This window comes from Streptomyces sp. NPDC039480, from assembly GCF_055597165.1.
Genome location: NZ_JBVITX010000003.1, coordinates 354,472 through 377,565 on the forward strand (window position 1 = coordinate 354,472; position 23,094 = coordinate 377,565).

General features: G+C 71.3%; 19 protein-coding genes. 11 read left to right on the forward strand and 8 right to left on the reverse strand.

What is annotated here, in order from left to right:
- Positions 1 to 72: 72 nt before the first annotated feature.
- The 4 genes from ACZ56E_RS12290 to ACZ56E_RS12305 all read left to right on the forward strand — a co-directional run bounded on the left by ACZ56E_RS12290 (position 73) and on the right by ACZ56E_RS12305 (position 3,478).
- Positions 73 to 651 (forward strand): TetR/AcrR family transcriptional regulator, encoded by a 579-nt coding sequence (locus ACZ56E_RS12290; RefSeq protein WP_468610691.1) that lies wholly within the window; start codon positions 73 to 75, stop codon positions 649 to 651.
- A 164-nt stretch (positions 652 to 815) separates the two neighbouring features.
- Positions 816 to 1,511: a type 1 glutamine amidotransferase domain-containing protein gene (locus tag ACZ56E_RS12295; RefSeq protein ID WP_471213571.1), complete on the forward strand. Its 696-nt coding sequence runs from the start codon at positions 816 to 818 to the stop codon at positions 1,509 to 1,511.
- Positions 1,512 to 1,515: 4 nt separating this feature from the next.
- Positions 1,516 to 2,079 (forward strand): TetR/AcrR family transcriptional regulator, encoded by a 564-nt coding sequence (locus tag ACZ56E_RS12300; protein ID WP_471213573.1) that lies wholly within the window; start codon positions 1,516 to 1,518, stop codon positions 2,077 to 2,079.
- Between the two features lie 64 nt (positions 2,080 to 2,143).
- Positions 2,144 to 3,478 (forward strand): aldehyde dehydrogenase family protein, encoded by a 1,335-nt coding sequence (locus tag ACZ56E_RS12305; RefSeq protein WP_471213575.1) that lies wholly within the window; start codon positions 2,144 to 2,146, stop codon positions 3,476 to 3,478.
- A 16-nt stretch (positions 3,479 to 3,494) separates the two neighbouring features.
- Here ACZ56E_RS12305 and ACZ56E_RS12310 read toward each other — a convergent pair whose 3' ends face one another.
- Together ACZ56E_RS12310 and ACZ56E_RS12315 are read right to left on the reverse strand one after the other, a co-directional pair.
- Entirely contained in the window at positions 3,495 to 4,154 is a 660-nt protein-coding gene (locus tag ACZ56E_RS12310; protein WP_471213576.1) for a M15 family metallopeptidase, read from the reverse strand.
- A 325-nt stretch (positions 4,155 to 4,479) separates the two neighbouring features.
- Entirely contained in the window at positions 4,480 to 7,626 is a 3,147-nt protein-coding gene (locus tag ACZ56E_RS12315) for an AfsR/SARP family transcriptional regulator (RefSeq protein WP_471213578.1), read from the reverse strand.
- 215 nt (positions 7,627 to 7,841) lie between these two features.
- Between ACZ56E_RS12315 and ACZ56E_RS12320 the strand changes: the two genes are divergently transcribed.
- Entirely contained in the window at positions 7,842 to 8,468 is a 627-nt protein-coding gene (locus tag ACZ56E_RS12320) for a histidine phosphatase family protein (protein WP_471213580.1), read from the forward strand.
- A gap of 30 nt (positions 8,469 to 8,498) precedes the next feature.
- Here the strand turns inward: ACZ56E_RS12320 and ACZ56E_RS12325 are convergent, their stop codons facing one another.
- The 4 genes from ACZ56E_RS12325 to katG all read right to left on the reverse strand — a co-directional run bounded on the left by ACZ56E_RS12325 (position 8,499) and on the right by katG (position 13,536).
- Positions 8,499 to 9,863 (reverse strand): FAD-dependent oxidoreductase, encoded by a 1,365-nt coding sequence (locus ACZ56E_RS12325; protein ID WP_471213582.1) that lies wholly within the window; start codon positions 9,861 to 9,863, stop codon positions 8,499 to 8,501.
- Between the two features lie 183 nt (positions 9,864 to 10,046).
- The gene (locus tag ACZ56E_RS12330; protein WP_471213584.1) at positions 10,047 to 10,583 is read right to left on the reverse strand and encodes an NUDIX hydrolase; all 537 of its coding nucleotides are present in this window, start codon (positions 10,581 to 10,583) and stop codon (positions 10,047 to 10,049) included.
- A gap of 5 nt (positions 10,584 to 10,588) precedes the next feature.
- Positions 10,589 to 11,206 (reverse strand): TOPRIM nucleotidyl transferase/hydrolase domain-containing protein, encoded by a 618-nt coding sequence (locus tag ACZ56E_RS12335; protein ID WP_471213585.1) that lies wholly within the window; start codon positions 11,204 to 11,206, stop codon positions 10,589 to 10,591.
- Positions 11,207 to 11,310: 104 nt separating this feature from the next.
- Positions 11,311 to 13,536: a catalase/peroxidase HPI gene (katG, locus tag ACZ56E_RS12340; RefSeq protein WP_471213587.1), complete on the reverse strand. Its 2,226-nt coding sequence runs from the start codon at positions 13,534 to 13,536 to the stop codon at positions 11,311 to 11,313.
- A 234-nt stretch (positions 13,537 to 13,770) separates the two neighbouring features.
- Between katG and ACZ56E_RS12345 the strand changes: the two genes are divergently transcribed.
- Positions 13,771 to 14,187 carry a Fur family transcriptional regulator gene (locus tag ACZ56E_RS12345; protein WP_471213588.1) on the forward strand — a complete coding sequence of 139 codons (417 nt, stop codon included), beginning with the start codon at positions 13,771 to 13,773 and terminating at the stop codon, positions 14,185 to 14,187.
- A gap of 54 nt (positions 14,188 to 14,241) precedes the next feature.
- Here the strand turns inward: ACZ56E_RS12345 and ACZ56E_RS12350 are convergent, their stop codons facing one another.
- Complete coding sequence (locus ACZ56E_RS12350) at positions 14,242 to 15,396, reverse strand: acyl-CoA dehydrogenase family protein (protein ID WP_471213590.1); 1,155 nt, start codon at positions 15,394 to 15,396, stop codon at positions 14,242 to 14,244.
- Between the two features lie 251 nt (positions 15,397 to 15,647).
- Here ACZ56E_RS12350 and ACZ56E_RS12355 point away from each other — a divergent pair, with 251 nt between their 5' ends.
- The 5 genes from ACZ56E_RS12355 to ACZ56E_RS12375 all read left to right on the forward strand — a co-directional run bounded on the left by ACZ56E_RS12355 (position 15,648) and on the right by ACZ56E_RS12375 (position 21,842).
- Entirely contained in the window at positions 15,648 to 16,862 is a 1,215-nt protein-coding gene (locus ACZ56E_RS12355; protein WP_471213593.1) for a cytochrome P450, read from the forward strand.
- A 157-nt stretch (positions 16,863 to 17,019) separates the two neighbouring features.
- A complete protein-coding gene (locus tag ACZ56E_RS12360) occupies positions 17,020 to 18,087 on the forward strand; it encodes a polyprenyl synthetase family protein (RefSeq protein WP_471213595.1) in 1,068 nt (355 codons plus the stop codon).
- The gene (locus ACZ56E_RS12365; protein WP_471213596.1) at positions 18,084 to 19,019 is read left to right on the forward strand and encodes a terpene synthase family protein; all 936 of its coding nucleotides are present in this window, start codon (positions 18,084 to 18,086) and stop codon (positions 19,017 to 19,019) included. Before ACZ56E_RS12360 ends, ACZ56E_RS12365 begins: the two co-directional genes overlap by 4 nt.
- Before the next feature lie 10 nt (positions 19,020 to 19,029).
- A complete protein-coding gene (locus ACZ56E_RS12370) occupies positions 19,030 to 20,421 on the forward strand; it encodes a cytochrome P450 (protein WP_471213597.1) in 1,392 nt (463 codons plus the stop codon).
- A gap of 62 nt (positions 20,422 to 20,483) precedes the next feature.
- On the forward strand, positions 20,484 to 21,842 hold the full coding sequence (locus tag ACZ56E_RS12375) for a cytochrome P450 (protein ID WP_471213599.1): 1,359 nt from the start codon (positions 20,484 to 20,486) through the stop codon (positions 21,840 to 21,842).
- Between the two features lie 48 nt (positions 21,843 to 21,890).
- Here the strand turns inward: ACZ56E_RS12375 and ACZ56E_RS12380 are convergent, their stop codons facing one another.
- Positions 21,891 to 23,081 carry a cytochrome P450 family protein gene (locus ACZ56E_RS12380; RefSeq protein ID WP_471213601.1) on the reverse strand — a complete coding sequence of 397 codons (1,191 nt, stop codon included), beginning with the start codon at positions 23,079 to 23,081 and terminating at the stop codon, positions 21,891 to 21,893.
- Between the last annotated feature and the right edge of the window lie 13 nt (positions 23,082 to 23,094).

Sequence of the window (23,094 nt, forward strand, 5' to 3'; positions counted from 1 at the left end):
AGCGGACAGTTGTCCGCTCAGCAAGGCACAACTGGCCGTGATGCGGCGCGTGATGGGTCGAAGGAGAGCGAAATGGGCCGGCACAAGGACGCGCCCTTGCGCTCGGACGCGCAGCGCAACCGCGAGCGCATCCTCGAAGTGGCCCTGGCGGAGCTGACCCGGGCGAGCGACGCGCCGCTCAGCGCGATCGCGAAGAAGGCGGGCGTCGGACAGGGCACGTTCTACCGCAACTTCCCCAACCGCGAGTCGCTGGTCCTAGAGGTGTACCGCTACGAGGTCCAGCAAGTGTCGGACGCCGCCTGCCAGTTGCTGGAGACCCGCGCCCCGGACCGGGCCCTGCGGGAGTGGATGGACCGCCTCGTCCAGTACGCGATGGCGAAGGCGGGCCTCGCCGACGCGATCCGCAAGGCCACGAGCACGCTCGGCAGCCTGGCCGGGGTGGGTCCCGGCCCACTGACCGAGGCCGTCGCACACCTCCTGAGGGCGAACGAGGAAGCGGGCACCATCCGGCCGGGGGTCACCCCCGACGACTTCCTGCTCGCCATCGCCGGGCTCTGGCACATCGACCCGCACAGCGACTGGGAGTCGCGGGCCGGCCGCCTCATGGATCTCGTCATGGACGGACTGCGGGCGGGCGCGCCGGGCCGCTGAGCGCCGCCGCGCCACCTGGCATCGGTTTTCCGATACCTGCCATCGGTTTCCTCATTGGATACCTATGTCCGAAAGATTTACCGTCGGGAACATCACCGTGCTGACGGTCTGCATCCAGAACGTCAGTGCGACCGGAATGTCACCCCGCCACGGGAGAGCACCGCATGTCGAAGATCCTGTTCGTAGTCACCGCAGTCGATCACTGGACGCTGGCCGACGGCACCCGGCACCCGACCGGCTTCTGGGCCGAGGAGGCCGTCGCCCCGTACGAGGCGTTCAAGGCCGCGGGGCACGAGATCGTCGTCGCCACCCCGGGCGGCGTCGTGCCCACCGTCGACCGGGGCTCCCTCGCCCCGGACGCCAACGGCGGACAGGAAGGCGCCGACAGGGTCGCCGCCTCCCTCGCCGCGTTCACCGAGCTCCTGCACCCGGTCGAGCTGGCCGGGGTGGACCTCGACGAGTACGCCGCCGTCTTCTACCCGGGCGGCCACGGCCCCATGGAGGACCTCGCCGTCGACACCGACTCCGGCCGCCTGCTCGTCCGCGCCCTGGAGAGCGACAAACCGCTCGGCATCGTCTGCCACGCCCCGGCCGCGCTCCTGGCCGCCGTCTCCGCCGACGGCACCCCCGCCTTCGCGGGCCGCCGCCTCACCGGCTTCACCAACGCCGAGGAGACCCAGGCCGGACTCGCCGACCGGGCCGTGTGGCTGCTCCAGGACCGCCTGGTCCAGGGCGGCGCGGACTTCCAGGAGGCCGAGCCGTGGGCCCCGCACGTGGTCGTCGACCGCAATCTCGTCACCGGCCAGAACCCGGCCTCCTCCGCCCCGCTCGCCGACGAGCTGCTCAAGAAGCTGGCCTGATCCCATGGGCACCGACCGGCTCGACGAGGTCCTCGACGCCGCCTACGACTGCCTCAGGCGGTACGGCGTGCGACGCACCACGATGGACGACATCGCCACCGCCATGGGCGTGTCCCGGTCCGCTGTCTACCAGTACGTCCGCGGCAAGGACGACGCCTTCCGCAGGCTCGCCGGACGCCTCCACGAGCAGGCGCTCCGGCGGGCCCGGGAGGCCGCCGCCGCCGACACGCCGTACGCGGACCGGCTGCACGGCGTGCTGGCCGCCAAGCTCGACCTGGTGCTCCAGCTCGCCGGGGACTCCCCGCACACCGCCGAGCTGACCGACGAGAAGACGCGCCTCTTCGGCGACATCTGCACGTCGTTCACCGGTGACCTGCGCTCCCTGGTGAGAGACCTTTTCGCCGAGGCGGGCACGGTCGCCGGGGTCGGCCCCGAGCAGGCCGCCGACATCTGTATCGCCCTGGTCGTCGGCCTGGAGTCGGCGCCCGATGCCCGAGGGCTGCTGCCGCCGGCCACGGACGCCCTCGCGGCCGGCCTGCTCGCCGGCCAGGCCAAGGCCCCGGAGTGACGACCTCCCGTACCGCACCATCTGCACCGCACCACCTGCACCACAACCCCTGAGGACTCCCCCCATGACCACCGATGTGACCCTCACCGACCAGACCGCGACCCTCGTCGCCCGCCTGCGCGCCACCTTCGCCACCGGCCGCACCCGGCCCCTCGCCTGGCGCCAGGAGCAGCTGACCCGGCTGCGCGCGCTGTTCACCGAGAACCGCGAGGCCATCGCCGACGCGCTGCACAGCGATCTGCGCAAGCCCCGCCCCGAGGCGTACGGCGCGGAGGTCGACCTGCCCGTCCACGAGATCGACCACACGCTGGCGCACCTGGCCGAGTGGCTCGCCCCGCACCCTCTCGACCAGGCGTCCCTCGCCGGACTGCCCGAAGGGTCCACGGCGGGGACGCAGTACGAGCCGCTGGGCACCGTGCTGGTCATCGCGCCCTGGAACTACCCGGTGCAGCTGTCCCTCGTGCCGGTCGCGGGCGCCCTCGCCGCGGGCAACACCGTGCTCCTCAAGCCGAGCGAACTCGCCCCCGCCACGTCGGCGCTGATGGCCGACCTCGTGCCCCGCTACCTGGACCCGGAGGCGGTCGCCGTCGTCGAGGGCGGCGTGCCGGAGACCACGGCGCTGCTCGCCCAGCGCTTCGACCACATCTTCTACACCGGCAACGGCACGGTCGGCCGTATCGTGATGCGCGCCGCCGCCGAGCACCTCACCCCGGTCACCCTCGAACTCGGCGGCAAGTCCCCGGTGTTCGTCGACCGCGACGCGGACGTCGCCGTGGTCGCCGCGCGTCTCGCCGACGCCAAGTTCCGCAACGCCGGGCAGACCTGCGTGGCCCCGGACTACGTCCTGACCGACCCGGCCACCGCCCGCGCCCTCGAGGTCGCGCTCGCCGAGGCCGTGGAGCGGCTCTTCGGCGCCGACCCGCAGTCCTCCCCTGCGTACGGGCGGATGGTGAACGAGCGGCACTTCGACCGCGTGTCCGCGCTGCTCGGTTCCGGTACGACGGCCTTCGGCGGGCGGACCGACCGGGACGACGTGTACATCGCGCCGACCGTCCTGACCGGAGTGACGGCGGACGACCCCGTGATGCGGGAAGAGATCTTCGGCCCGGTGCTGCCCGTCGTGGAGGTCGAGGACCTGGACGAGGCCATCGCCTTCATCAACGACCGCGACAAGCCGCTCGCCCTGTACGGCTTCACGGAGAACGAGACGACCCGGCGCCGCCTCGCCGCCGAGACCTCGTCCGGCGGACTCGGCTTCGGACTGCCGATGGCCCATCTGCGCGTGGCCGAGCTGCCGTTCGGCGGTGTCGGCGAGAGCGGCATGGGCAGCTACCACGGCCCGCACTCCATCGCCACGTTCAGCCACCGCCGCGCCCGCCTCGACGTGCCGCTGGGCTAGAGCCTGCGTCTCACCCTTAACCGGACCGGAAGGCGACCGCTCCGTAGTGGGCCCTGGGGGCGCTGGTGGCAAGGGCCCAGTAGCGGTCGCCGTAGGACCAGTGCCACCACTCGGTGGGGTAGTTCACCAGGCCCGCCGTGGCCAGGGCCGCGACGAGAGTGCGGCGGTTGCGGCGGGCCGCGGCGGAGATGCGGTCGGTGTCCGTGTAGCAGGCGCCGTCGCTCTCCTCGGGGCTCGCGTTCACCGGTGTGCCCAGGTCGAGTTCGGTGCCGCTCGCGGTGCACAGGGTGATGTCGACGGCGGCGCCCGCCACGTGCGGGGCCACCTCGGGCGGTGACAGGGACCGGCTCGCCTGGTGGTGGAGGTGATCGTCCGACCAGTCGGGGTGGGCCCGTCGGAGCTCGGCGGCGTACTCCTCGAAGTACTTGATCTGCAGGTCGATCGGCCGGTAGCCCTCGGTGATCAGCAGGCGGAGGCCTTCGGGCAGCAGCCGGGCGGCGCGGGCGAGCCGCCAGGTGACGCCCTCGCGGAGCTGGGCGTAGGCGCCGACGGGGTCGGCGAGGCGGTCGTCGACGTCCACGAAGGGCAGGTGGCGCAGGTCGACGAGGGCTTCGCCGCAGTCGTGGACGGGCATGTCGACGACCCGGGGGTCGCTCATGAGGATGATCGGCGGCATGCTCGGCTCCCTTTGTCACGGAAGTCTTCGCGGCGGGCACAGCTCCGGGGACGGGCTGCTGCCCGCCCCCGGAGTCCCCCGGTCTTGCCGTGGCTCCACGCGCCGTTGCAGTGGCTCCACGCGCCGCAGGCCCATACGGCCGACTGCCTCGGTCGTATGGGCCGTGAGCGCAACAGTGGCCTTTCCCCCGATAGTCCCCCGTTGTTTCCCCCGTTGCCGTCGGCCTCACTGCTCCGCCGACACGTAGAGCCTGACGCACACCGCTGCAAGTTCTCTGCAATTCCGCGCCAAGTGGGCTTGTGGTGCGGTTGGTTCGGGTGACCGGTCAGTTCTCGTGCCGTTCGCGCGCCTCGTACGCCGTGAAGACCTCCTGTGCCTCCGCGCGCAGCGCGCGCGCCTCCGCCCGCGCGCCCGCGGCCTCCCGCGCCGCCGCGAGGTCGCGCAGCGTGCGGGCGCGGGCCAGCGGGAGGCCGAGGGCCGCCCAGAGGTCGGCCGCCTCGGTGAGGAACTGTTCGGCGGCGGCGACGCGCCCTGAGGCGAGTTCGCACTCGCCGATGGTGCGCAGGGCCAGCGCCTCACCGAAGCGGTCGTGATGTGTCCGGCAGGTGTCGAGGACGCCGCGCAGCTCGGCGGCCGCCTCGGCCGAACGGCCGAGCCGCATCCGGCACTTGGCCCTGGCCTGCACGGCGTACGCCGACATCAGCGAGTCCCCGATGGAGGAGAGGAGCGTCACCGCCCGGTCGGCGAGCCGCTCGGCCTCCGCGTACTCCCCGAGTGCCCGGTGCACGAGGCTCAGCGACCGCAGCGTGAGCGCCTCGCCGCGGCGGCTGCCGAGCCTCCGATAGGCCTGGAGGGAGTCGTCGAGGAGCGCGAACGCCGCCTCGTGCTCGCCCAGTTCGAGGTGCACGGTGCCGGCGAAGCGGCAGGAGAGGCCGAGGCCCGGGTCGTCGTGGAGTTCGCGGAAGCCGTCGACGGCCCGGCCGAGGACGTCCAGCGCGGCCCGCAGCCGTCCCGCCTCGCGCAGGGCGCTGCCGAGTCCGGCGAGGGCGGCGGCCCGGCCGCGGACGTCCCCGAGGTCGGCGCAGAGCCCGGCCGCCTGCCTGAAGTACTCCTGCGACTCGGGGAATCTGTCCTGTTCGTAGCGGAGTTGGCCCAGACCGATGAGGAGCAGCGCCTCTCCCGAGCGGTCCTCCGCGCGTCGGGCGGCGGCCAGGGCGGCGTCGTGGCTGCGCCACCAGGCCTCGAAGCGGTTGCCGACGGCGTACGCGGACGAGCACAGGGCCGCCGCGGCCTCGCAGGCCAGGGTGTGCAGGTCGAGGGCGGCGGCGCGTTCCACGGCGGCGGCGAACGCGTCGGCCTCGGCCTCGAACCAGGCCGCCGGGTCGGCGAGCGCCCGTCGGGTGGCCGCCGGTCCTACGGGCCGTACGAGCTCCCGCAGGGCGCCGGACGCCGAGCCCGCGGGCCCGCTCGAGTCCAGGAAGCCGCGGTGCAGTTCGACCGCTCCGGAGGGTGTGGCGGACGCGACGCGGCCGGTCAGCCAGAGCCCGGCGCCGAGGGCCCGGCCGACGGCGGCGGAGCGTTCGGCGGGGGTGTCCTCGGCCTCGGCGCGTTCGGCGGCGTACACCCGGACGAGGTCGTGCGGCCGGTAGCGGGGCTGGCCCGCGCGGTCCACGAGGGTGCAGTGCAGCAGCTGGGCGTCGATGAGCTGCTCCACGACGCGTTCCGCGTCGGCCTCCGGCACGTCGAGCAGCGCGGCGACCACCCAGGACGCGACGTCGGGCGCGGCGAGCAGGCCGAGGCGGCGCAGGGCGGTCCTTGCCGGGATGTCGAGGGCGCGGTAGCTCAGGCCCAGGCCGGCCCGGACCTCCAGGTCGCCGACGGTGAGCTCGTCGAGGCGGTGGTGCTCGTCGGCGAGCCGGTCGGCGAGGGCGCGCGCGGACCAGTGGCTGCGGGTCGCGAGGCGGGCCCCGGCGATGCGGAGGGCCAGCGGGAGCCCGCCGCACAGCTCCACGATGCGGCGGGCGGCCGCGGGGTCCTCGCGCACCCGCCGTTCGCCCGCGACCTTGGCCAGCAGGTCGGTGCCGGGTGCCGTGTCGAGCACGTCGAGGTCGGTGCGGTGGGTGCAGGGCAGCGCGCCGAGGCGGGCGCGCGCGGTGATCAGCACGCCGCAGGTGGCGCTGCCCGGGAGCAGCGGGCGCACCTGGGACTCGCTGCCCGCGTCGTCGAGGACGAGCAGGACGCGGCGGCCCGCGACGAGGCTCCGGAAGAGGTCCCTGCGTTCGGCGTCGCCCTCCGGGGGGTCGGCGCCCAGGGCGCGCAGCAGACGGCCGAGGACTTCGCCGGGGGCGACGGGGTCGGTGGCGCCCCGCAGTTCGGCGTAGAGCTGGCCGTCGGGGTAGGCGTCGGCGGCCCGGTGGGCGGCCGTGACGCCGAGGACGGACTTGCCGATGCCGCCGGGCCCGGAGATGACGACGACGGGCACAGCCTGCCGCGGCCCGGGGGGCGTCAGCGCGGCCCGCACCTCGTCGAGCTGGGTCTCGCGTCCGGTGAAGTCGCCGATGGCGGGCGGCAGGAGGGCGGGGGGCGGGCGGGTCGCCGTCGGGCCGGTGTCGGGGGCGGGGGCGGTGTCAGGGGCCTGGTCGGGGGCGGCGCCTTCGGAGGTACGGGCGCCCTTCGTCCCGGGCGTGGCGGTGGTCGTGACTGCTGTCGTCCGCCCTGGGGTCGGCAGCAGTGAGGCGTCCGCCCGCAGGATCGCCTCGTGCATCGAGCGGAGTCCGGGTCCGGGGTCGAGGCCCAGCTCCTCGGCGAGTACGTCGCGCCCGTCGGCGTACACCGCGAGGGCGTCGGCCTGCCGGCCCAGCCGGTAGAGGGCGAGCATCAGCTGGGCGCGCAGCCGTTCGCGGGTGGGGTGGGTGGCGACGAGCGCGGTGAGCTCGCCGACCAGCTCCGTCTCGCGGCCCGCCTGCGCGAGGTCGGCGGCGATCCGCTCCTCCAGGGCGGCCTGCCGGGCCTCCTCCAGCTGGTCGGCCATGGCGCGCAACGTCTCGCCGATCCCGCCGAGCGCGGGGCCGCGCCACAGCGCGAGGGCGTCGCTGAGCAGCCGCGCCGCCTGGGCGTGGTCGCCCGCGGCCGCCGCCTGCCGGCCTCGCGCCGCGAGCTGTTCGAACGCGACGCGGTCGACGACGTCGGCGTCCGCGTGGATGAGATAGCCCGGCGGTTGTGTCTCGATGACGTCGGCGGACAGGGCGCGGCGCAGCGCGGAGACGTACGACTGGATCAGGGACCGCGCGGTGTCCGGCGGCCGGTCACCCCAGATCACGTCGATCAGCGCCTCGGCGGAGACCACGCGCCCCGGTTCCAGGAGCAGTGCCGCGAGCAGCGCGCGGGGCTTGGGGCCGCCGAGGGCGAGGCGACGGCCCGCGCGCCACGCTTCGACCGGCCCCAGCAAGCGGTAGTGCATGTCCCTGTTCACGCCCAGCTCCATGGGTCCTTGCCCCGCACCGCCCCCGCTCCACGATCTCCACCCTTGGTCCGGCCGCCCCGCCCCCGCCCCGAAACCGGCTCACCGATCGACAGGTCATGCTACGACGGCGCGCCACCAACTCGCCTGCGCACGCGGCGGATCAGGCCAGCTCCGCGACACGGCATCATCTCTTGCGGAGCCACTCGGCGGAAAGGCAGGAACTGATGCGGAGCATGTACGTCGTCGCCCACCCGGAGGCGACCCACCACGTCGAAAAGGTCGTCGGCGGCTGGCACGACTCACACCTCACGGCGGCGGGCCGGCGCGCGGCGGCCGCCATCGCGCGGACGCTGCGGGCGCAGATCCCGGAGGGCACGGAGGTCGAGGTGGTCTCATCGGACCTGTGGCGGGCCCGGGAGACGGCGGACGAGATCGCCGGAGTGTTCGGCGTGACGCCGATCCTCGACCGCAGACTGCGGGAGAAGTCCTACGGAGAGGCGGAGGGCCGCCCGCAGGAGTGGCTGGACCGGCGCTTCGTCCCGCCACCGGCCGACGGTGACCGGATGGGCCATCACGAGGGCGTGCGGGGCGCCGAGAGCAGAGGGGAGTGCGCGCGGCGCGTCCACGCCGCCATGGACGACATTCTGGGGCGCTCCCGCACCCACCAGATCGTCGTGACCCACGGTTTCGCCCTGACGTTCGTCGTGACGGCCTGGATCAAGATGCCGTACGAGTCACTGGGCTCGGTCAGTTTCCGGGCGCCCTCGGGCAGCATCACCGAGCTGCGCGAGGACGACTTCTTCCACAACCGGCAGGTCGTCAGCCTCGGCGCCACGGGGCACCTCGACTGACGACCGGAATCAGTCTTCCTGCCGGGAGCCTTACGCGCCGCTCGCCTTGAGCATGTCCTCACGCTCGACGATCTTCACGCGCTCGCGGCCGTGCGGCTCGCCCAGCGCCTTCTCGGCGGCGTCGAGGCGGTACCAGCCGTCCCACGTCGTGAAGCGGACGTTCCGCTCGCCGAGGAAGGCGTCGACGGCCTCGGGCTCGGGCGAGGCGGGGGTGTGCAGCCGGCCGTTCTCGCGGTCGTCGAGGAGGCTGGCGACGGTTTCGTTGGCGTCGCCCTTGGTGTGGCCGATGAGACCCACGGGACCGCGCCGGATCCACCCGGTGACGTACGTCGACCGCAGGTGCTCGCCGCTCTCCTCGATGACGCGTCCCGCCTGGTCCGGGACGGTGCCGGAGGCGATGTCCCAGGGCAGCTTGGGCAGTTCGTCGGAGAGGTAGCCGACGGCACGGTAGACCGCGCCGAGGTCCCAGTCCTTGAACTCGCCGGTGCCCTTGACGTTGCCGGTGCCGTCGAGGGCGGTGCGCTCGGTGCGCAGGCCGACGACCTTGCCGTCCTCGCCGAGGATCTCGACCGGCGACTCGAAGAAGTGCAGGAACAGCTTGTGCGGGCGGTCGCCGACGTCGCGGATGGCCCAGTTCTCCAGGGTCTTGGCGACCATGTCGGCCTGCTTGTTGCCGCGCCGGGTCGCGATCGACCCGTCGTCGTAGTCGATGTCCTCGGGGTCGACGATGACCTCGATGTTCGGCGAGTGGTCCAGCTCCCGCAGCTCCATCGGGCTGAACTTCGCCTGGGCGGGGCCGCGGCGGCCGAAGACGTGGACCTCCAGCGCCTTGTTGGCCTTCAGGCCTTCGTACACGTTCGCCGGGATCTCGGTGGGCAGCAGCTCGTCGGCGGTCTTGGCGAGGACGCGGGCCACGTCGAGCGCGACGTTGCCGACGCCGAGGACGGCGACCTTCTCGGCGTCCAGCGGCCATGTGCGCGGCACGTCGGGGTGCCCGTCGTACCAGGAGACGAAGTCGGCGGCGCCGTGCGACCCTTCGAGGTCGATGCCGGGTATGTCGAGGGCGCGGTCGGCCGTCGCGCCCGTGGAGAAGATCACCGCGTCGTAGAACGTGCGCAGGTCGTCCAGGCTGATGTCGCGCGGGTAGTCGACGTTGCCGAAGAGGCGGATCTGGGGCTTGTCGAGCACCTGGTGCAGGGCCGTGATGATGCCCTTGATGCGCGGGTGGTCGGGGGCGACGCCGTAGCGGATCAGGCCGAAGGGGGCCGGCATCCGCTCGAAGAGGTCGATCGACACACCCGGCTCGACCGCCACTGCGGACTTGAGCAGCGCGTCGGCGGCATAGATTCCGGCGGGGCCGGCTCCGACAATGGCTACCCGCAGAGGGCGAGGCATGTTGAGGTTCCCTTCGAGCGGTGATGGAGTGACTCGAGGGAAAGCCTAAACTAAGGCAAGCCTAAGTAAGTAGGCGGGTCGGCTTTATGACCCCATAAGGCTGCCTTATGGGTCCTGTCGCCGTGATCTGCGCGCCACGGATGGCCGATATCCGGGGCGCGCCACCGCCGACTCGGCCCTCGCTCAATGCTGAATCAGACCGCCGACCTGCACGGGAGCAACGTGGCCGGTTTCGGGTCGGGTCCGGGCCAGGGCGAGACCGATGTCGACCAGTGACGACCGACGCAGGCGGGCGACGTCGGCGAGCGGAGTCCACACGCACTCGGCGATCTCATCCCCCGGTTCGGGCCGAAGCAGGCCGCCGGTGATGCGGACCTGATAGAAGATGCCGACGTTCTGATGATCGGACAAGCGGGGAGAGCCGGGCGGACCGGGGGAACCAGACGGGCCGGGCGGGTCGGGCAGACCGGGCGGGTCGGGCGGGCGGCGCTCGGCGGCGGGGATCACCCGGGAGTCCACACCCAGCAGCCGTTCGACCACCGCGTCGCAGCCGGTTTCCTCGGCGACCTCCCGGATCACCGCGTCGAACGGGTCCTCCGTGTGCTCGACCCTGCCGCCGGGAAGCGTCCAGTTGCTCTCGCCCGCGGGCGGTACGTGACGGGCGAGCAGCACCCGGCCGTCCTCGACACACACGGCGTACGCCGCAAGGCGGAAGCTCATGCCGGTCACACGCTCGCGAGAAGGTCGTCGAGGGGGGCCGGTGTCCCGTCCGGGTCGAGGGCCGCCACCAGGAGGTGGCCGTAACGGATCTTGCGCCCCTTCTTCGTGCCGAGGAAGCGTCGCAGCTGCTGGTGCCGGGGGCTTCCCTGATGGGCGGGCTGCCGCTGCAGGGTCTGCCAGGCGCGCAGGTCACCCTCGTCCTCGACGATCTCCTCGACCCGTGCCGTGCCGAGCGCGCGGATGAGTTCGTCCTCCAGGTCGGCGGCGCAGACGTGGACGTCCTGCGGGGAGGCCCCGGCCCGCTCGAGACCACGGTCGTAGAAGCGCCGCTCCCCCACGTCGCACAGCCCCGTCAGGCGCAGGCCCAGAGCGGTCGGCCCGAGGAGCCCGGCATAACGGGCGACGCTCATGGCCCCGCCCATGGGTACGACGCACACGCCCTCGGCGGCGAGGTCCCGGCCCCGCCGCGCGGCGAGCGTTTCGACGGCCGCCAGGTCGCTGGGCCCCTCCAGAAGCACCGCGGTCCGCAGCCCCAGCCGCACCGCGAGCTCCCTCGCGGGTCCGCCGGGAGCCCCCGCCGCCCAGCTGCTGACCGCGTCCCTGAACGCCCACATGTCCGCCATGCGACGAGTCTGCACGCCGGGCGCCCGGGACGGCACCGAATATCGGCGCGCGGCACTCGGCCCGGCGACCGGTCGCCCGGTGTCACCCGGGCGACCGGCACATGTCACGCGATGTCGAACCGGTCGAGGTTCATGACCTTCACCCACGCCGCGACGAAGTCGTTCACGAACTTCTCCTGCGCGTCGTCGCTCGCGTACACCTCGGCGAGCGCGCGCAGTTCGGAGTTGGACCCGAAGACCAGGTCGGCACGGGTGCCGGTCCACTTGACCGCGCCCGAGGCGTCGCGCCCCTCGAACGTGTCCTGGGCCTCCGACGTCGACTTCCACTGCGTACCCAGGTCGAGCAGGTTGACGAAGAAGTCGTTGGTCAGGGTCCCGGGCCGCGTGGTGAGGACGCCGTGCTGGGACCCCTGGTGGTTCGCGCCCAGGACGCGCAGGCCGCCCACGAGGACCGTCATCTCCGGGGCGCTCAGCGTGAGCAGGTTCGCCTTGTCGACGAGCAGGAACTCGGCCGGCAGGCGGTTGCCCTTGCCGACGTAGTTGCGGAACCCGTCGGCGGGCGGCTCGATCGCGGCGAACGACTCCACGTCGGTCTGCTCCTGCGTCGCGTCGACGCGGCCCGGCGTGAAGGGCACCTCGACGGCGAAGCCGGCATCCTTGGCGGCCTGCTCGACCGCCGCGCTGCCGGCCAGCACGATCAGGTCGGCGAGCGAGACCTGCTTGCCGTCGGTGCGGCCCGAGTTGAAGGACTCCTGGATGCCCTCCAGGGTGCGGAGGACCGCCGCGAGCCCGTCCGGGTTGTTGACCTCCCAGCCGCGCTGCGGCTCCAGGCGGATGCGCGCGCCGTTGGCGCCGCCGCGCATGTCGCTGCCCCGGAACGAGGAGGCCGCCGCCCACGCGGTCGACACGAGCTGGGACACCGACAGGTCCGACTCCAGGACCTGCGCCTTCAGCGCGGTGACGTCCTGCGCGTCGATGGTCTCGTACGTCGCCTCGGGCAGCGGGTCCTGCCACAGCAGCGTCTCGCTCGGGACCTCGGGGCCGAGGTAGCGGACGATGGGGCCCATGTCGCGGTGGGTCAGCTTGTACCAGGCCCGCGCGAAGGCGTCCGCGAACGCGGCGGGGTCGTCCTTGAAGCGGCGGGAGATCGGCTCGTAGACCGGGTCGAAGCGGAGCGACAGGTCGGTCGTCAGCATCGTCGGAGCGTGGGTCTTCGACGCGTCGAAGGGGTCGGGGACGGTGCCCTCGCCGGCGCCGCCCTTCGGCCGCCACTGGTGGGCGCCCGCGGGGCTCTTGAAGAGCTCCCACTCGTAGCCGAAGAGGATCTCGAAGAAGCTGTTGTCCCACGTCGTGGGGGTGTCGGTCCAGATGCCCTCAAGACCGCTGGTGATCGCGTCGGCGCCCACGCCGGTGCCGTGCGTGCTCTTCCAGCCCAGGCCCATCTGCTCCATCGGGGCGGCCTCGGGGTCGTCGCCGACCGCGTCGGCCGGTCCTGCGCCGTGGGTCTTGCCGAAGGTGTGACCGCCCGCGATCAGGGCGACCGTCTCCTCGTCGTTCATCGCCATCCGGCGGAACGTCTCACGGATGTCGCGGGCCGCCGCGATCGGGTCCGGATTGCCGTTGGGACCCTCGGGGTTGACGTAGATGAGGCCCATCTGGACCGCGCCGAGCGGGTTCTCCAGCTCGCGGTCTCCGGTGTAGCGCTCGTCGCCGAGCCAGGTGGTCTCGGGTCCCCAGTAGACGTCCTCGTCGGGCTCCCACACGTCGGCACGGCCGCCGCCGAAGCCGAAGGTCTCGAAGCCCATCTGCTCCAGGGCGACGTTGCCGGTGAGGATCAGGAGGTCGGCCCACGAAAGGGCCTTGCCGTACTTCTTCTTGACCGGCCACAGCAGACGGCGGGCCTTGTCGAGGCTGGCGTTGTCCGGCCAGCTGTTGAGCGGGGCGAAACGCTGCTGGCCGGCGCCGGCGCCACCGCGGCCGTCACTGATCCGGTAGGTGCCCGCGCTGTGCCACGCCATGCGGATCATGAACGGGCCGTAGTTGCCGAAGTCGGCGGGCCACCAGTCCTGCGAGGTCGTCAGGACCTCGGCGATGTCCCGCTTCACCGCGGGCAGGTCGAGGGACTTGAACGCCTCGGCGTAGTCGAACTCCTCGCCGAGCGGGTTGGCCACGGCGGGGTTCTTGGCGAGGATCTTCAGGTTGAGGCGCTCCGGCCACCACTGCCGGTTCCCGCCGCCCTGCGTCGGGTGCGGCGCGCGGTGCGCGACCGGGCAGCCGCCCGTCTCCTCCGGTTTGGGGTCGGTGACGATCGCGTCGTGGTTCTCGGTCATGGGAATCCTTCCGGAGAGGGCGGATCGCGGTGCTCAAGAGCGGAGGGTGGTGGAGCGGGCGCCCACGCGGGCCGGAAGGCGATCCAGTGAAGTCCCGTGTCAGCACCTGCTGTTGCCCTGTCCCTTGGCTGTCAGCCGGATCCGATCCTACGATGGACGAAATCCAAGTCAATACGACGGACAGGCGCACGCGGACTCATTCATCGGTAGGCACAGTGAGGACTGGTGGTGGTCATGAGTGACCTGCTCCAACGGCTTCGGGGGCGCGGCTGGCGGATGACCGCCCAGCGCCGAGTGATCGCCGAGGTGCTCGACGGGGACCACGTCCACCTGACCGCCGACGAGATACTGGCCCGGGCGACGGCCCGCCTGCCGGAGATCTCCCGCGCCACGGTCTACAACACGCTCGGCGAACTCGTCTCGCTCGGCGAGGTGATCGAGTTCGCCACGGACGGCCGAGCCCAGCGCTACGACCCGAACGCCCACCGCCCCCACCAGCACCTGGTGTGCTCGGCCTGCGGCACGATCCGGGACGTCCATCCGGACGGCGACCCACTGGCCGACCTGCCGCCGTCCGAGCGGTACGGATTCACGGTCGCGACGGCCGAGGTGACCTTCCGGGGCCGCTGCCCGGACTGCGCCACCGCCTGACCGGCCGCCCCCAGCACCCTCGGGTCAGCCGGAACCGCCGCACGCGGCCGGATTTCACAGGCCCATCGATTTGGCGACGATGGTGCGCATGATCTCGTTGGTGCCGCCGAAGATCTGGCTGGCGCGGATGTCGGCGTACAGGCGGGCGATGGGGTACTCCGTCGTGTAGCCGTAGCCGCCGTGCAGTTGGAGGCAGGCGTCGACGACCTGTGCGGCCGCGGGCGCGCAGTACAGCTTGGCGGAGGCGGCCTCCTCCGCTGTCAACTGCCCGGCGTCGAAGGCCTCCAGGGCCCGGTCCACGACCGCCTGCAGCGCGTCGACGCGGGCCTTGCAGTCGGCGAGAGTGAACTTGGTGTTCTGGAAGGCCGCCACCGGCTTGCCGAACGCGGTGCGCTGCTGGACGTACTCGGTGGCGAACCGCACCGCCGCGGCGGCGTGCGCATAGGAGCCGACGGCGATCCCCAGCCGCTCCTGCGGGAAGATGTCCGCCAGGCAGGCGAAGGCGTTGCCCTGCTCACCGACCACGTCGGCGACCGGGACACGCACATCGGTGAAGGTCATCTCGACGATGTCCGAGGAGCGCAGGCCGAGCGTGGCCTGCTCGGCGCTGACTGTGACGCCCGGGGCGTGCGCGTCCACGGCGATCAGCGAGAGGCCGCCACGCCGGTCTTCCTGCCCCGAACCGGGCGTACGACAGGTGACGAGGACCAGATCGGCCTGGGCGCCGCCCGAGACGAACGCCTTGACGCCGTTGAGCACGAAATGCGTGCCGTCTTCGGAGAGCTCGGCGGTGGTCTGTATGCCGGCGACGTCGGAGCCGGCGCCCGGCTCGGTGATCGCGATGGCCGTCATCAGCTCGCCCGACACGAATCCGGGCAGCCACCGCCGCTTCTGCTCCTCCGTCGTGTACTTCACGAAGGTGGCGGGAAGCGCGAGATGGGCGCTGGCACCGCCGAAGGTCACGCCCGCTTGGGCACACTCCTCGGCGATGACCGCGTTGAACCTGAAGCCCCGCTCCCCCGCGCCGCCGTACTCCTCCGGAATCCCGAGCCCCAGGATGCCGATCTTGCCCAATTTTCGGTAAAATTCACGGGGCACGCACCCCGCGCTTTCCCACTCTCCATAGACCGGGACGACTTCCATTGCAATGAAGTCACGCAGGACCGAGCGGAACGCCTCGTGGTCCTCGTCAAAAACAGTGCGTCGCATCGTGAAGACCCCCAGTGGCACAAGACAGATTTTCCGTCGAACGTCCCGAACCTAAGACGGGATCGGGGGCTCTGTCCAGCGCGGGATGGTGCGGAACGGCTCACGCACAACACCGCAGTCGGCCTCGCCTGACGGGTTCTTAAAGTCCTTGTGGCTGCAGGTTGTTGTGTGCTTAGTATCTGATCGTCGGGGTCGGTGCCGGTACGGCGGCCGCCCCGACGCAGCACTGCCGCTATCAGGGGGAGATAGAGATGGATTCCTTACCGCCCGACGTGCTGTTCAATGCACGGGATCCGCGTCTGCAGAGCGACCCCTATCCGCTGTACAAGCGGGTGCGCGAAGCGGAGCCGATACACCTTACGCCCTACGGACATTGGGTCATTTCCGGATATGGCGAAGCCTCGTCCGTCATCCGCGTGAATCGGCTCAGCAGTGAGTATCCGAAGGACCCCAGATGGTCCGAGCAGCGCGGCGGCCAGGACAGCCCGATCGTCGAGGCCACTCGGAGCTGGATGCTCATGAGGGACGGGGACGCGCATCGCCGGCTGCGCGGCCTCGCCAATCCGGTCTTCACGGCCAAGGCGATCCGGGAGATGGCTCCACGCGTCGCCGGGATCGTGCACCGGATCATGGACGACATGGGCAGCGGCCGCGACATCGACCTCATCGGCCGGCTGGCCGCCCAGGTTCCCGTGACGGTCTTCTGCGGGCTCGGCGGACTGCCCGTGGAGGACCGCGACCTCTGCCGCAAGTGGACCGACGCGCTCGGTCACGTCATCGACCCCGCCGTGGACGAGACGACGCGCCGCGCGATGAACGACGCGGCCGCGGAGTTCGGTGCCTATATCGCCGAACACCTGGCCAGGCGGCGGGCGAACCCCGGGGACGACCTGCTCTCCCGGCTTCTCCTCGCCGAGTTCGACGGTGCGAGGCTGAGCGACGACGAGATCATCGCGAACGTGATGATGTTCTTCATGGGCGGCCACGAGACCACGGTCAACCTGATCGGCAACGGCATGCTCGGCCTGCTGCGCCACCCGGATCAACTGCGCGCACTGCGCGAGGATCCCACCCTCATCGACAACGGGATCGACGAGCTCCTGCGGTACGACGCACCCATCCAGCTCGTGGCCCGCATCGCCACCGCGGACATCCAGGTCGGCGACAGGACCATTCCGGCCGGCGCGAAGGTGATGATCCTGCTGGGGGCCGCGAACCGCGACCCGCGGCGCTACCCCGACCCCGACCGTCTGGACCTGCGCCGTCCGGACATCCGCCCCCTGTCCTTCGGCGGTGGGCCCCATTACTGCATCGGGGCCCTGCTGGCGAAGTCCGAGGCCCGCCTGGTCTTCTCGGAGCTGGTCCGCAGATACCGTGACATCACCCTGGCGCACGAGGACGTCGTATGGCGGCCTCAGGTCAACATCCGCGGTCTCAGCGAACTCCGCGTGGACCTCATGTCCTGACGCCGACTGCTCACCGCACGTCCATTTTCAGGCCCTGGGGCCTCGCAGCCGCACCCACCATCCCGTGGCGCGCCGGTCGTTCCGGCATGCCGTCTCCCGGGGTGCCGCGGCGTGCGCGCGGAGCCGGCAGGGCCGTACGAGGGGATGAAAGACGAACATGACGATGCAGACCGCGGCTCCCGAGGATTTCGAGGCCGAGGTGGTGATAAAGGCCGTCGACATCGCCTTGGAAAGTTTCCTGGCGAGCAAGCAGAACGTCGCCGAGCAATCGCAGATGAGCCACCTGCTCACACTCTTCGCCGAATTCATGGCAGAGGGGAAACGCATCCGCCCGGTGCTGACTGTGTTGGGCTGGCAGGCGGCCGGTGGTTACCAGGGAAGCGACAGTGTCGTGCGCGTCGCCGCAGCCCTGGAAATGTTCCATGCATTCGCCCTTATTCACGACGACATCATGGACGAGAGCGACATCCGACGCGGTCGCCCCACTCTCCATCGAGCGCTGGCCGAAGAGGAGGGCGTCGACAGGTCCGAACATTTCGGTGTCAGCGCCGCACTCCTCTTGGGCGACCTCGCCTTCACATGGTCGGACGAGCTTCTGCACACCGCGGATCTCACCTCGCGGCAATTCCGGGACGTCCTGCCGTTGATCACCGAAATGCGCAGCGAAGTGATGGTCGGTCAATACCTGGACCTCAGGGCCACCGGTGAACTCACGGACGACGTCGACGCCACAATGACGGTGAATCGCTACAAGACAGCCAAGTACACCGTCGAGCGTCCGCTGCACATCGGCGCGGCGCTCGCGGGCGCGGGCCCGGAGGTGATGGCCGCGTACAGCGCCTACGCCATTCCGCTCGGCGAGGCGTTCCAGCTCCGCGACGACCTGCTCGGTGTGTACGGGGACACCGGGGAGACCGGCAAGTCCCGCCTCGACGACCTGCGCGCCGGCAAGAACACCACCCTCGTCGCGCTCGCCCTGCGCGCCTGCGACACGGCGCGGGCCGCCCGCCTGCGCACGCTCATCGGCGATCCCGAGCTGACGGAGGCGGGCGCGGCGGAGGTGCGTGCCGTCTTCGCGGCCACCGGCGCCAGGGAGGCCGTCGAGCGCATGATCGACGACCGCTACCTACAGGCCCTGCGGGCACTGGACGCCGCCCCGTTCGCGCCCGGAGCCGCCGCCGCTCTGAAACGTCTCGCTCTCACAGCCACCAGGAGGAACTCATGACCACGGACCTCACCGCACCCGTCTCCCCCGACGCGGCCTCCCCCTCGAACCCGCCGGGGATGACGCGTTACTGGCAGGAATGCACCGACCGGTTCGCTGAACTGTTCGATCGGCATGTGGGGTACGAAGCGCAGAAAGTGCCGATGTCGGAGGCGGAACTGCGAGAAGTCATCGACGCCTGCAATCGGGCGGTGACTCCGCTGGGCGCGGTGGTGTCCGACAAGCGCTGGGTCTCGTACATGGACGTCGTGCGGTGGTCCCAGAGTGCGCGCAACATCAAGGACATGGAGGCGTTCAAGGCCGTCTGCATACTCAACTGCGTGACGTTCGTGTGGGACGACATGGACCCCCGGCTGCACGACTTCGATGTCTTCCTGCCGCAGCTGCGCGCCGTGTGCGAGCGGTACTACACGCCGGAGGACGCCGCGTTCGCGTATGAGGGGGCCCGCGCCTTCGTCACCAGTGATCATATGTTCCGTGACTCGCCGATAAAGACGGCGCTGTGCACCACCTCGCCCGAACAGTACTTCCGCTTTCGGGTCACCGATGTCGGCGTGGACTTCTGGATGAAGATGTCCTACCCGATCTACGGGCGGCCGGAGTTCACCGAGCACGCCAAGACCGGCCTCGCCGCGCGGATGACGACACGCGGCCTGGCCATCGTGAACGACTTCTACTCCTACGAGCGGGAAGCGGCGCTCGGGCAGATCACCAACTGCTTCCGGCTGTGCGACGTGACGGACGAGGCCGCCTTCCGGGACTTCTTCCGCGCCCGGCTGGACGACATGACCGAGGATCTGACCTGCATCGCGGCGTTCGACGAGACCACCCGCGACATCCTGTTCGACCTTGTGCAGGGCAACTTCGTCTGGACCACCCGCGACCGGCGCTACCAGGCAGCCGTGAACGACGTCAACGCGCGCATCCAGTAAGGGGACGGTCATGACCTCTTCCGCCCATCCGTCACCCCCTGCCTCTCCCCCGGCAAGATCCGCCCCGGAGGACCGCCCCTGGCGGTTCGGCACCGCACCGGGCGGTCTGCCCCTGCTGGGACACGTGCTGTCCCTGTGGCGCCGCCCGCTGGACTTCCTCGCCTCGCTGCCCGCCCACGGAGATCTGGTCGAGGTGCGGCTCGGACCCAAGCGCGCCTACCTCGCCGCCCACCCCGAACTGGTCCGGCACGTCTTGCTGCAGACCCGCGTCTTCGACAAGGGCGGCGTGTTCGACAAAGCGCGGCAGCTGCTGGGCAACAGCCTCTCGGTCTCCCGCGGCGAGGAGCACCGCTTCCAGCGGCGCCTCATCCAGCCGGCCTTCCATTCGACGAAGATCGCCGAATACACCACGGCCGTCGCGGACGACACCCGCACGGTGACCGACGCCTGGCGGCCCGGAGAGACCCGCGACATCAGCGACGCCATGCACGCGCTGCTGATGCGGGTCGCCGCCCGGACGCTGTTCTCCACCGGTCTCGACGACGCGGTGATCGAGGAGGCGCGGCAGTGCCTGCGTACCGTCTCGCACGGCATCTACAAGCGGACCACGGCACCGCTGGGCATCAAGGAGAAGCTGCCGACGCCCGGCAACCGCGCCTACGACCGCGCCAACGCACGGCTGCGCGAGATCGTGGCGGAGATGATCAGCGTGCGGCGCGGCTCCGACACGGACGGCGGCGACCTGCTGTCCGTCCTGCTGCGCGCGGAACACCCGGAGACCGGCGAACGGCTCCAGGACCACGAGGTGTTGGACCAGGTCGTCACCTTCCTGGTCGCGGGCAGCGAGACCACCGCGTCCACGCTGGCCTTCGTCTTCCATCTGATGGGCACGCTGCCGGAGGTGGAGGCCCGGGTGCACGCCGAGGTCGACGAGGCGCTCGGCGGCCGCACCCCCGTCTACGAGGACCTGCCCGCCCTGCCGTACACGCGCACCGTCATCACCGAGGCACTGCGCCTGTATCCGCCCTCCTGGATGGCGATGCGAGTGACGGCCCAGGACGTCGAGCTGGGCGGCCGCACCCTGCCGTCCGGCACGATGATCCTCTACAGCGCGTACGCCCTCCACCACAACGCGGACCTGTTCCCGGACCCCGAGACCTTCGATCCGGGACGCTGGGAGGCGGACCGGGCGCGGGAGATCCCCCGCGGCGCCCTGCTGCCGTTCGGCGCGGGGAGTCACAAGTGCATCGGTGACGTGCTGGCGCTGACCGAGACCGCGCTGATCGTCGCGACCATCGCCGCGCGCTGGCGACTGCGCCCGGTGCCAGGGACGGGGCTGCGGCCCGAGCCCAAGGCCACCTTGGAGGCCGGCCCGCTGCCGATGGTCTGCGAGCGCCGCTGACCGTGGCCTCTTCCGGTAGCCGCCCCACTCCACCCGCCCCGCCACCGAAGGACATCCGACGCATGAGTACCACTGCCGACACCGCCGAGCGCGCCTGGCGAGTGGCCACGGCACCCCACCGACTGCCGCTGGTGGGCCACGCGCTGAGCATGGGCCGCCGCCCGCTGGAGTTCCTGAACTCCCTGCCCGAGCTCGGGGACCTGGTCGAACTGCGGATCGGCAGCAAGCCGGCGTTCCTGCCCTGCCACCCCGACCTGGTGCAGCAGGTCCTCCTCAATGCACGGGTCTACGACACCGGAGGCCCGGTGAAGGAGAAGGCCCGCCCGATCCTGGGCAACGGCCTGATCACCTCCGATTGGTCCGACCACCGCCGCCAGCGGCGCCTGGTGCAGCCGGCCTTCCACAAGGCGCGCATCGCCGCCTACGCCGAGGTCATGCAGGAGGAGTGCGCGGCGCACGCGGACTCCTGGGAGGCCGGAAAGCCGGTCGACATCAGCGACGCGATGCAGGGACTGACCGCCCGCGTCACGGCTCGCGCCCTGTTCTCCACGGAGATGGCCCCGGACGCGGTCGCCGAGATCCAGCGCAGCCTGCCCGTGATGGTGCGGGGCGCCTACCGCAGAGCGGTGGATCCCACCGGGCTGCTCGCCAAACTGCCGCTGGCCGCCAACCGTGAGTTCGACCAGGCCCTGGGCCGGCTGCACACACTCATCGACGGCATCATCAGCGGCTACCGGCGTGCCGGTGAGGACCGCGGTGACCTGCTGTCGGCGCTGCTAGACGCCCGCGACGACGAGGACGGCAGCCGGTTGTCGGACCAAGAGGTCCACGATCAGGTGATGACCCTGCTGCTCGCCGGGGTGGAGACCACGGCGTCCGCCCTGACGTGGGCGTGGCACCTCCTGGCCGGCCACCCCGAAGTGGCCGTGCGGCTGCACACGGAGGTCGACGAGGTGCTGGGCGGCCGGACGCCCACGTACGCCGACGTACCGCGCCTTGCGTACACCCAGCGGGTCTTCACCGAAACGCTGCGACTGTATCCGCCCGCGTGGATGTTCACGCGGGCGGTCACGGAGGACACCACCCTGGGCGGGCACCCGCTGCCGGCCGGGACCGACGTACTGATCAGTCCGTACGTCGTCCACCGCATCCCGGAGTTCTTCGCCGATCCCGAGAAGTTCGACCCCGACCGGTGGCTGCCCGAGCGGGCCCGGGACATGGCCCGCGGCGCGTATCTGCCGTTCGGCGCCGGCAGCCGCAAGTGCATCGGGGACGTCTTCGGGATGACGGAGGCGACTCTGGCGCTGGCCGCGCTGGCTTCCCGCTGGCGGCTGCTTCCCGTCTCCGGCAGCGAGGTCCGCGCCCACGCCGGGATGAGCCTGACGACGGGGCCGCTGCCGATGGTTCCCGAGCCGCGCTGATGTCCCGCCGCTGCCCCGGGCCCGCGCAGGGCCCGGGGCAGCGGGCCGTCAGCCGAAGGTGACCGGCAGCTGATGAAGACCGCGCAGCATCATGCTGGGGCGCCAGGCGAGGTCGCCCGGGTCGGTGTCGAGCGCCAGGCGAGGGCATCGTTCCAGGAGCGTGCGGAAGGCGATGGCGCCCTGCATCCGGGCCAGTGGGGCGCCCAGGCAGTGATGGATGCCGTAACCGAACGCCAAGTGTCCGCGGGCTTCCCGGTGGATGTCGAACCGGTCGGGCTCGGTGAACTTCTCGGGGGCCCGGGAGGCGGCTCCCAGGACCACGGCCACGGACTCGCCCTGTGCGATCGTCCGGCCGCCGATGTCCAAGGTCTCCCTGGCGTAGCGGAAGGCCGTGGTCTCCACCGGTCCTTCGTAACGCAGCATCTCCTCCACCGCGTTCGGCAGCAGCGACCAGTCGGCGCGCAATGCCGCCAACTGGTCGGGGTGGCGCAGCAGGGCGAGGGTGCCGCTGGAGATCAGGTTGGCCGCCGTCTCGTACCCGGCCACCAGCAACAGGAAGGCCATGCCCAGCATTTCCTCGAAGGACAGGCGGTCCTCGTCGTCGGCCATGTTCCGGGCCAGAGCGCTCAGCAGGTCGTCCTCGGGCGCGCGCTGCTTGGCGGCGACGAGGTCGGCGAGGTACCCGGTCATCGCCTGCGCCGCGGCGGCCGCCGCCTCCGGCCGGGAGAAGTCGGTGCTCTCCAAGTACCAGTCGTGGAAGGCCTTGCGGTCCGTGCCGGGCACGCCCAGCAGTTCACAGATCACGGCCAGGGGCAGCGGCAACGCGAACGCCTCAACGAGGTCCGCTCGGCCCACCGGCAGCATGGCGTCCACGAGTTCGTCGGCGATCTGCTGGATCCGCGGGCGGAGCGCCTCGATCCGCCGGGCGGTGAACTCCCGGGCGACCAGCTTGCGCAGCCGGGTGTGCTGCGGCGGATCGGTCTGCACCATGTTCAGGCCGATGGAGTTGCCACCGTCGTCCGACCAACCGGCCGAGTGTCGTATGTCGTTGGACAGGCGCGGGTCGGTGAGCGCCGAGCGTGCCTCCTGATACCCGACGACCAGCCAGAACTCACCGGAAGCGGCTGTGCGCACGCGGTGCACGGCGCCCTGGGCGCGCAGACCCGCGTAGACCGGATGCGGATCATCCACGAACTCCTGGCCAAGTGCTGACAGATCCTCAAAAGGCCTTGTTGCCATGGCAGTTCCTCGC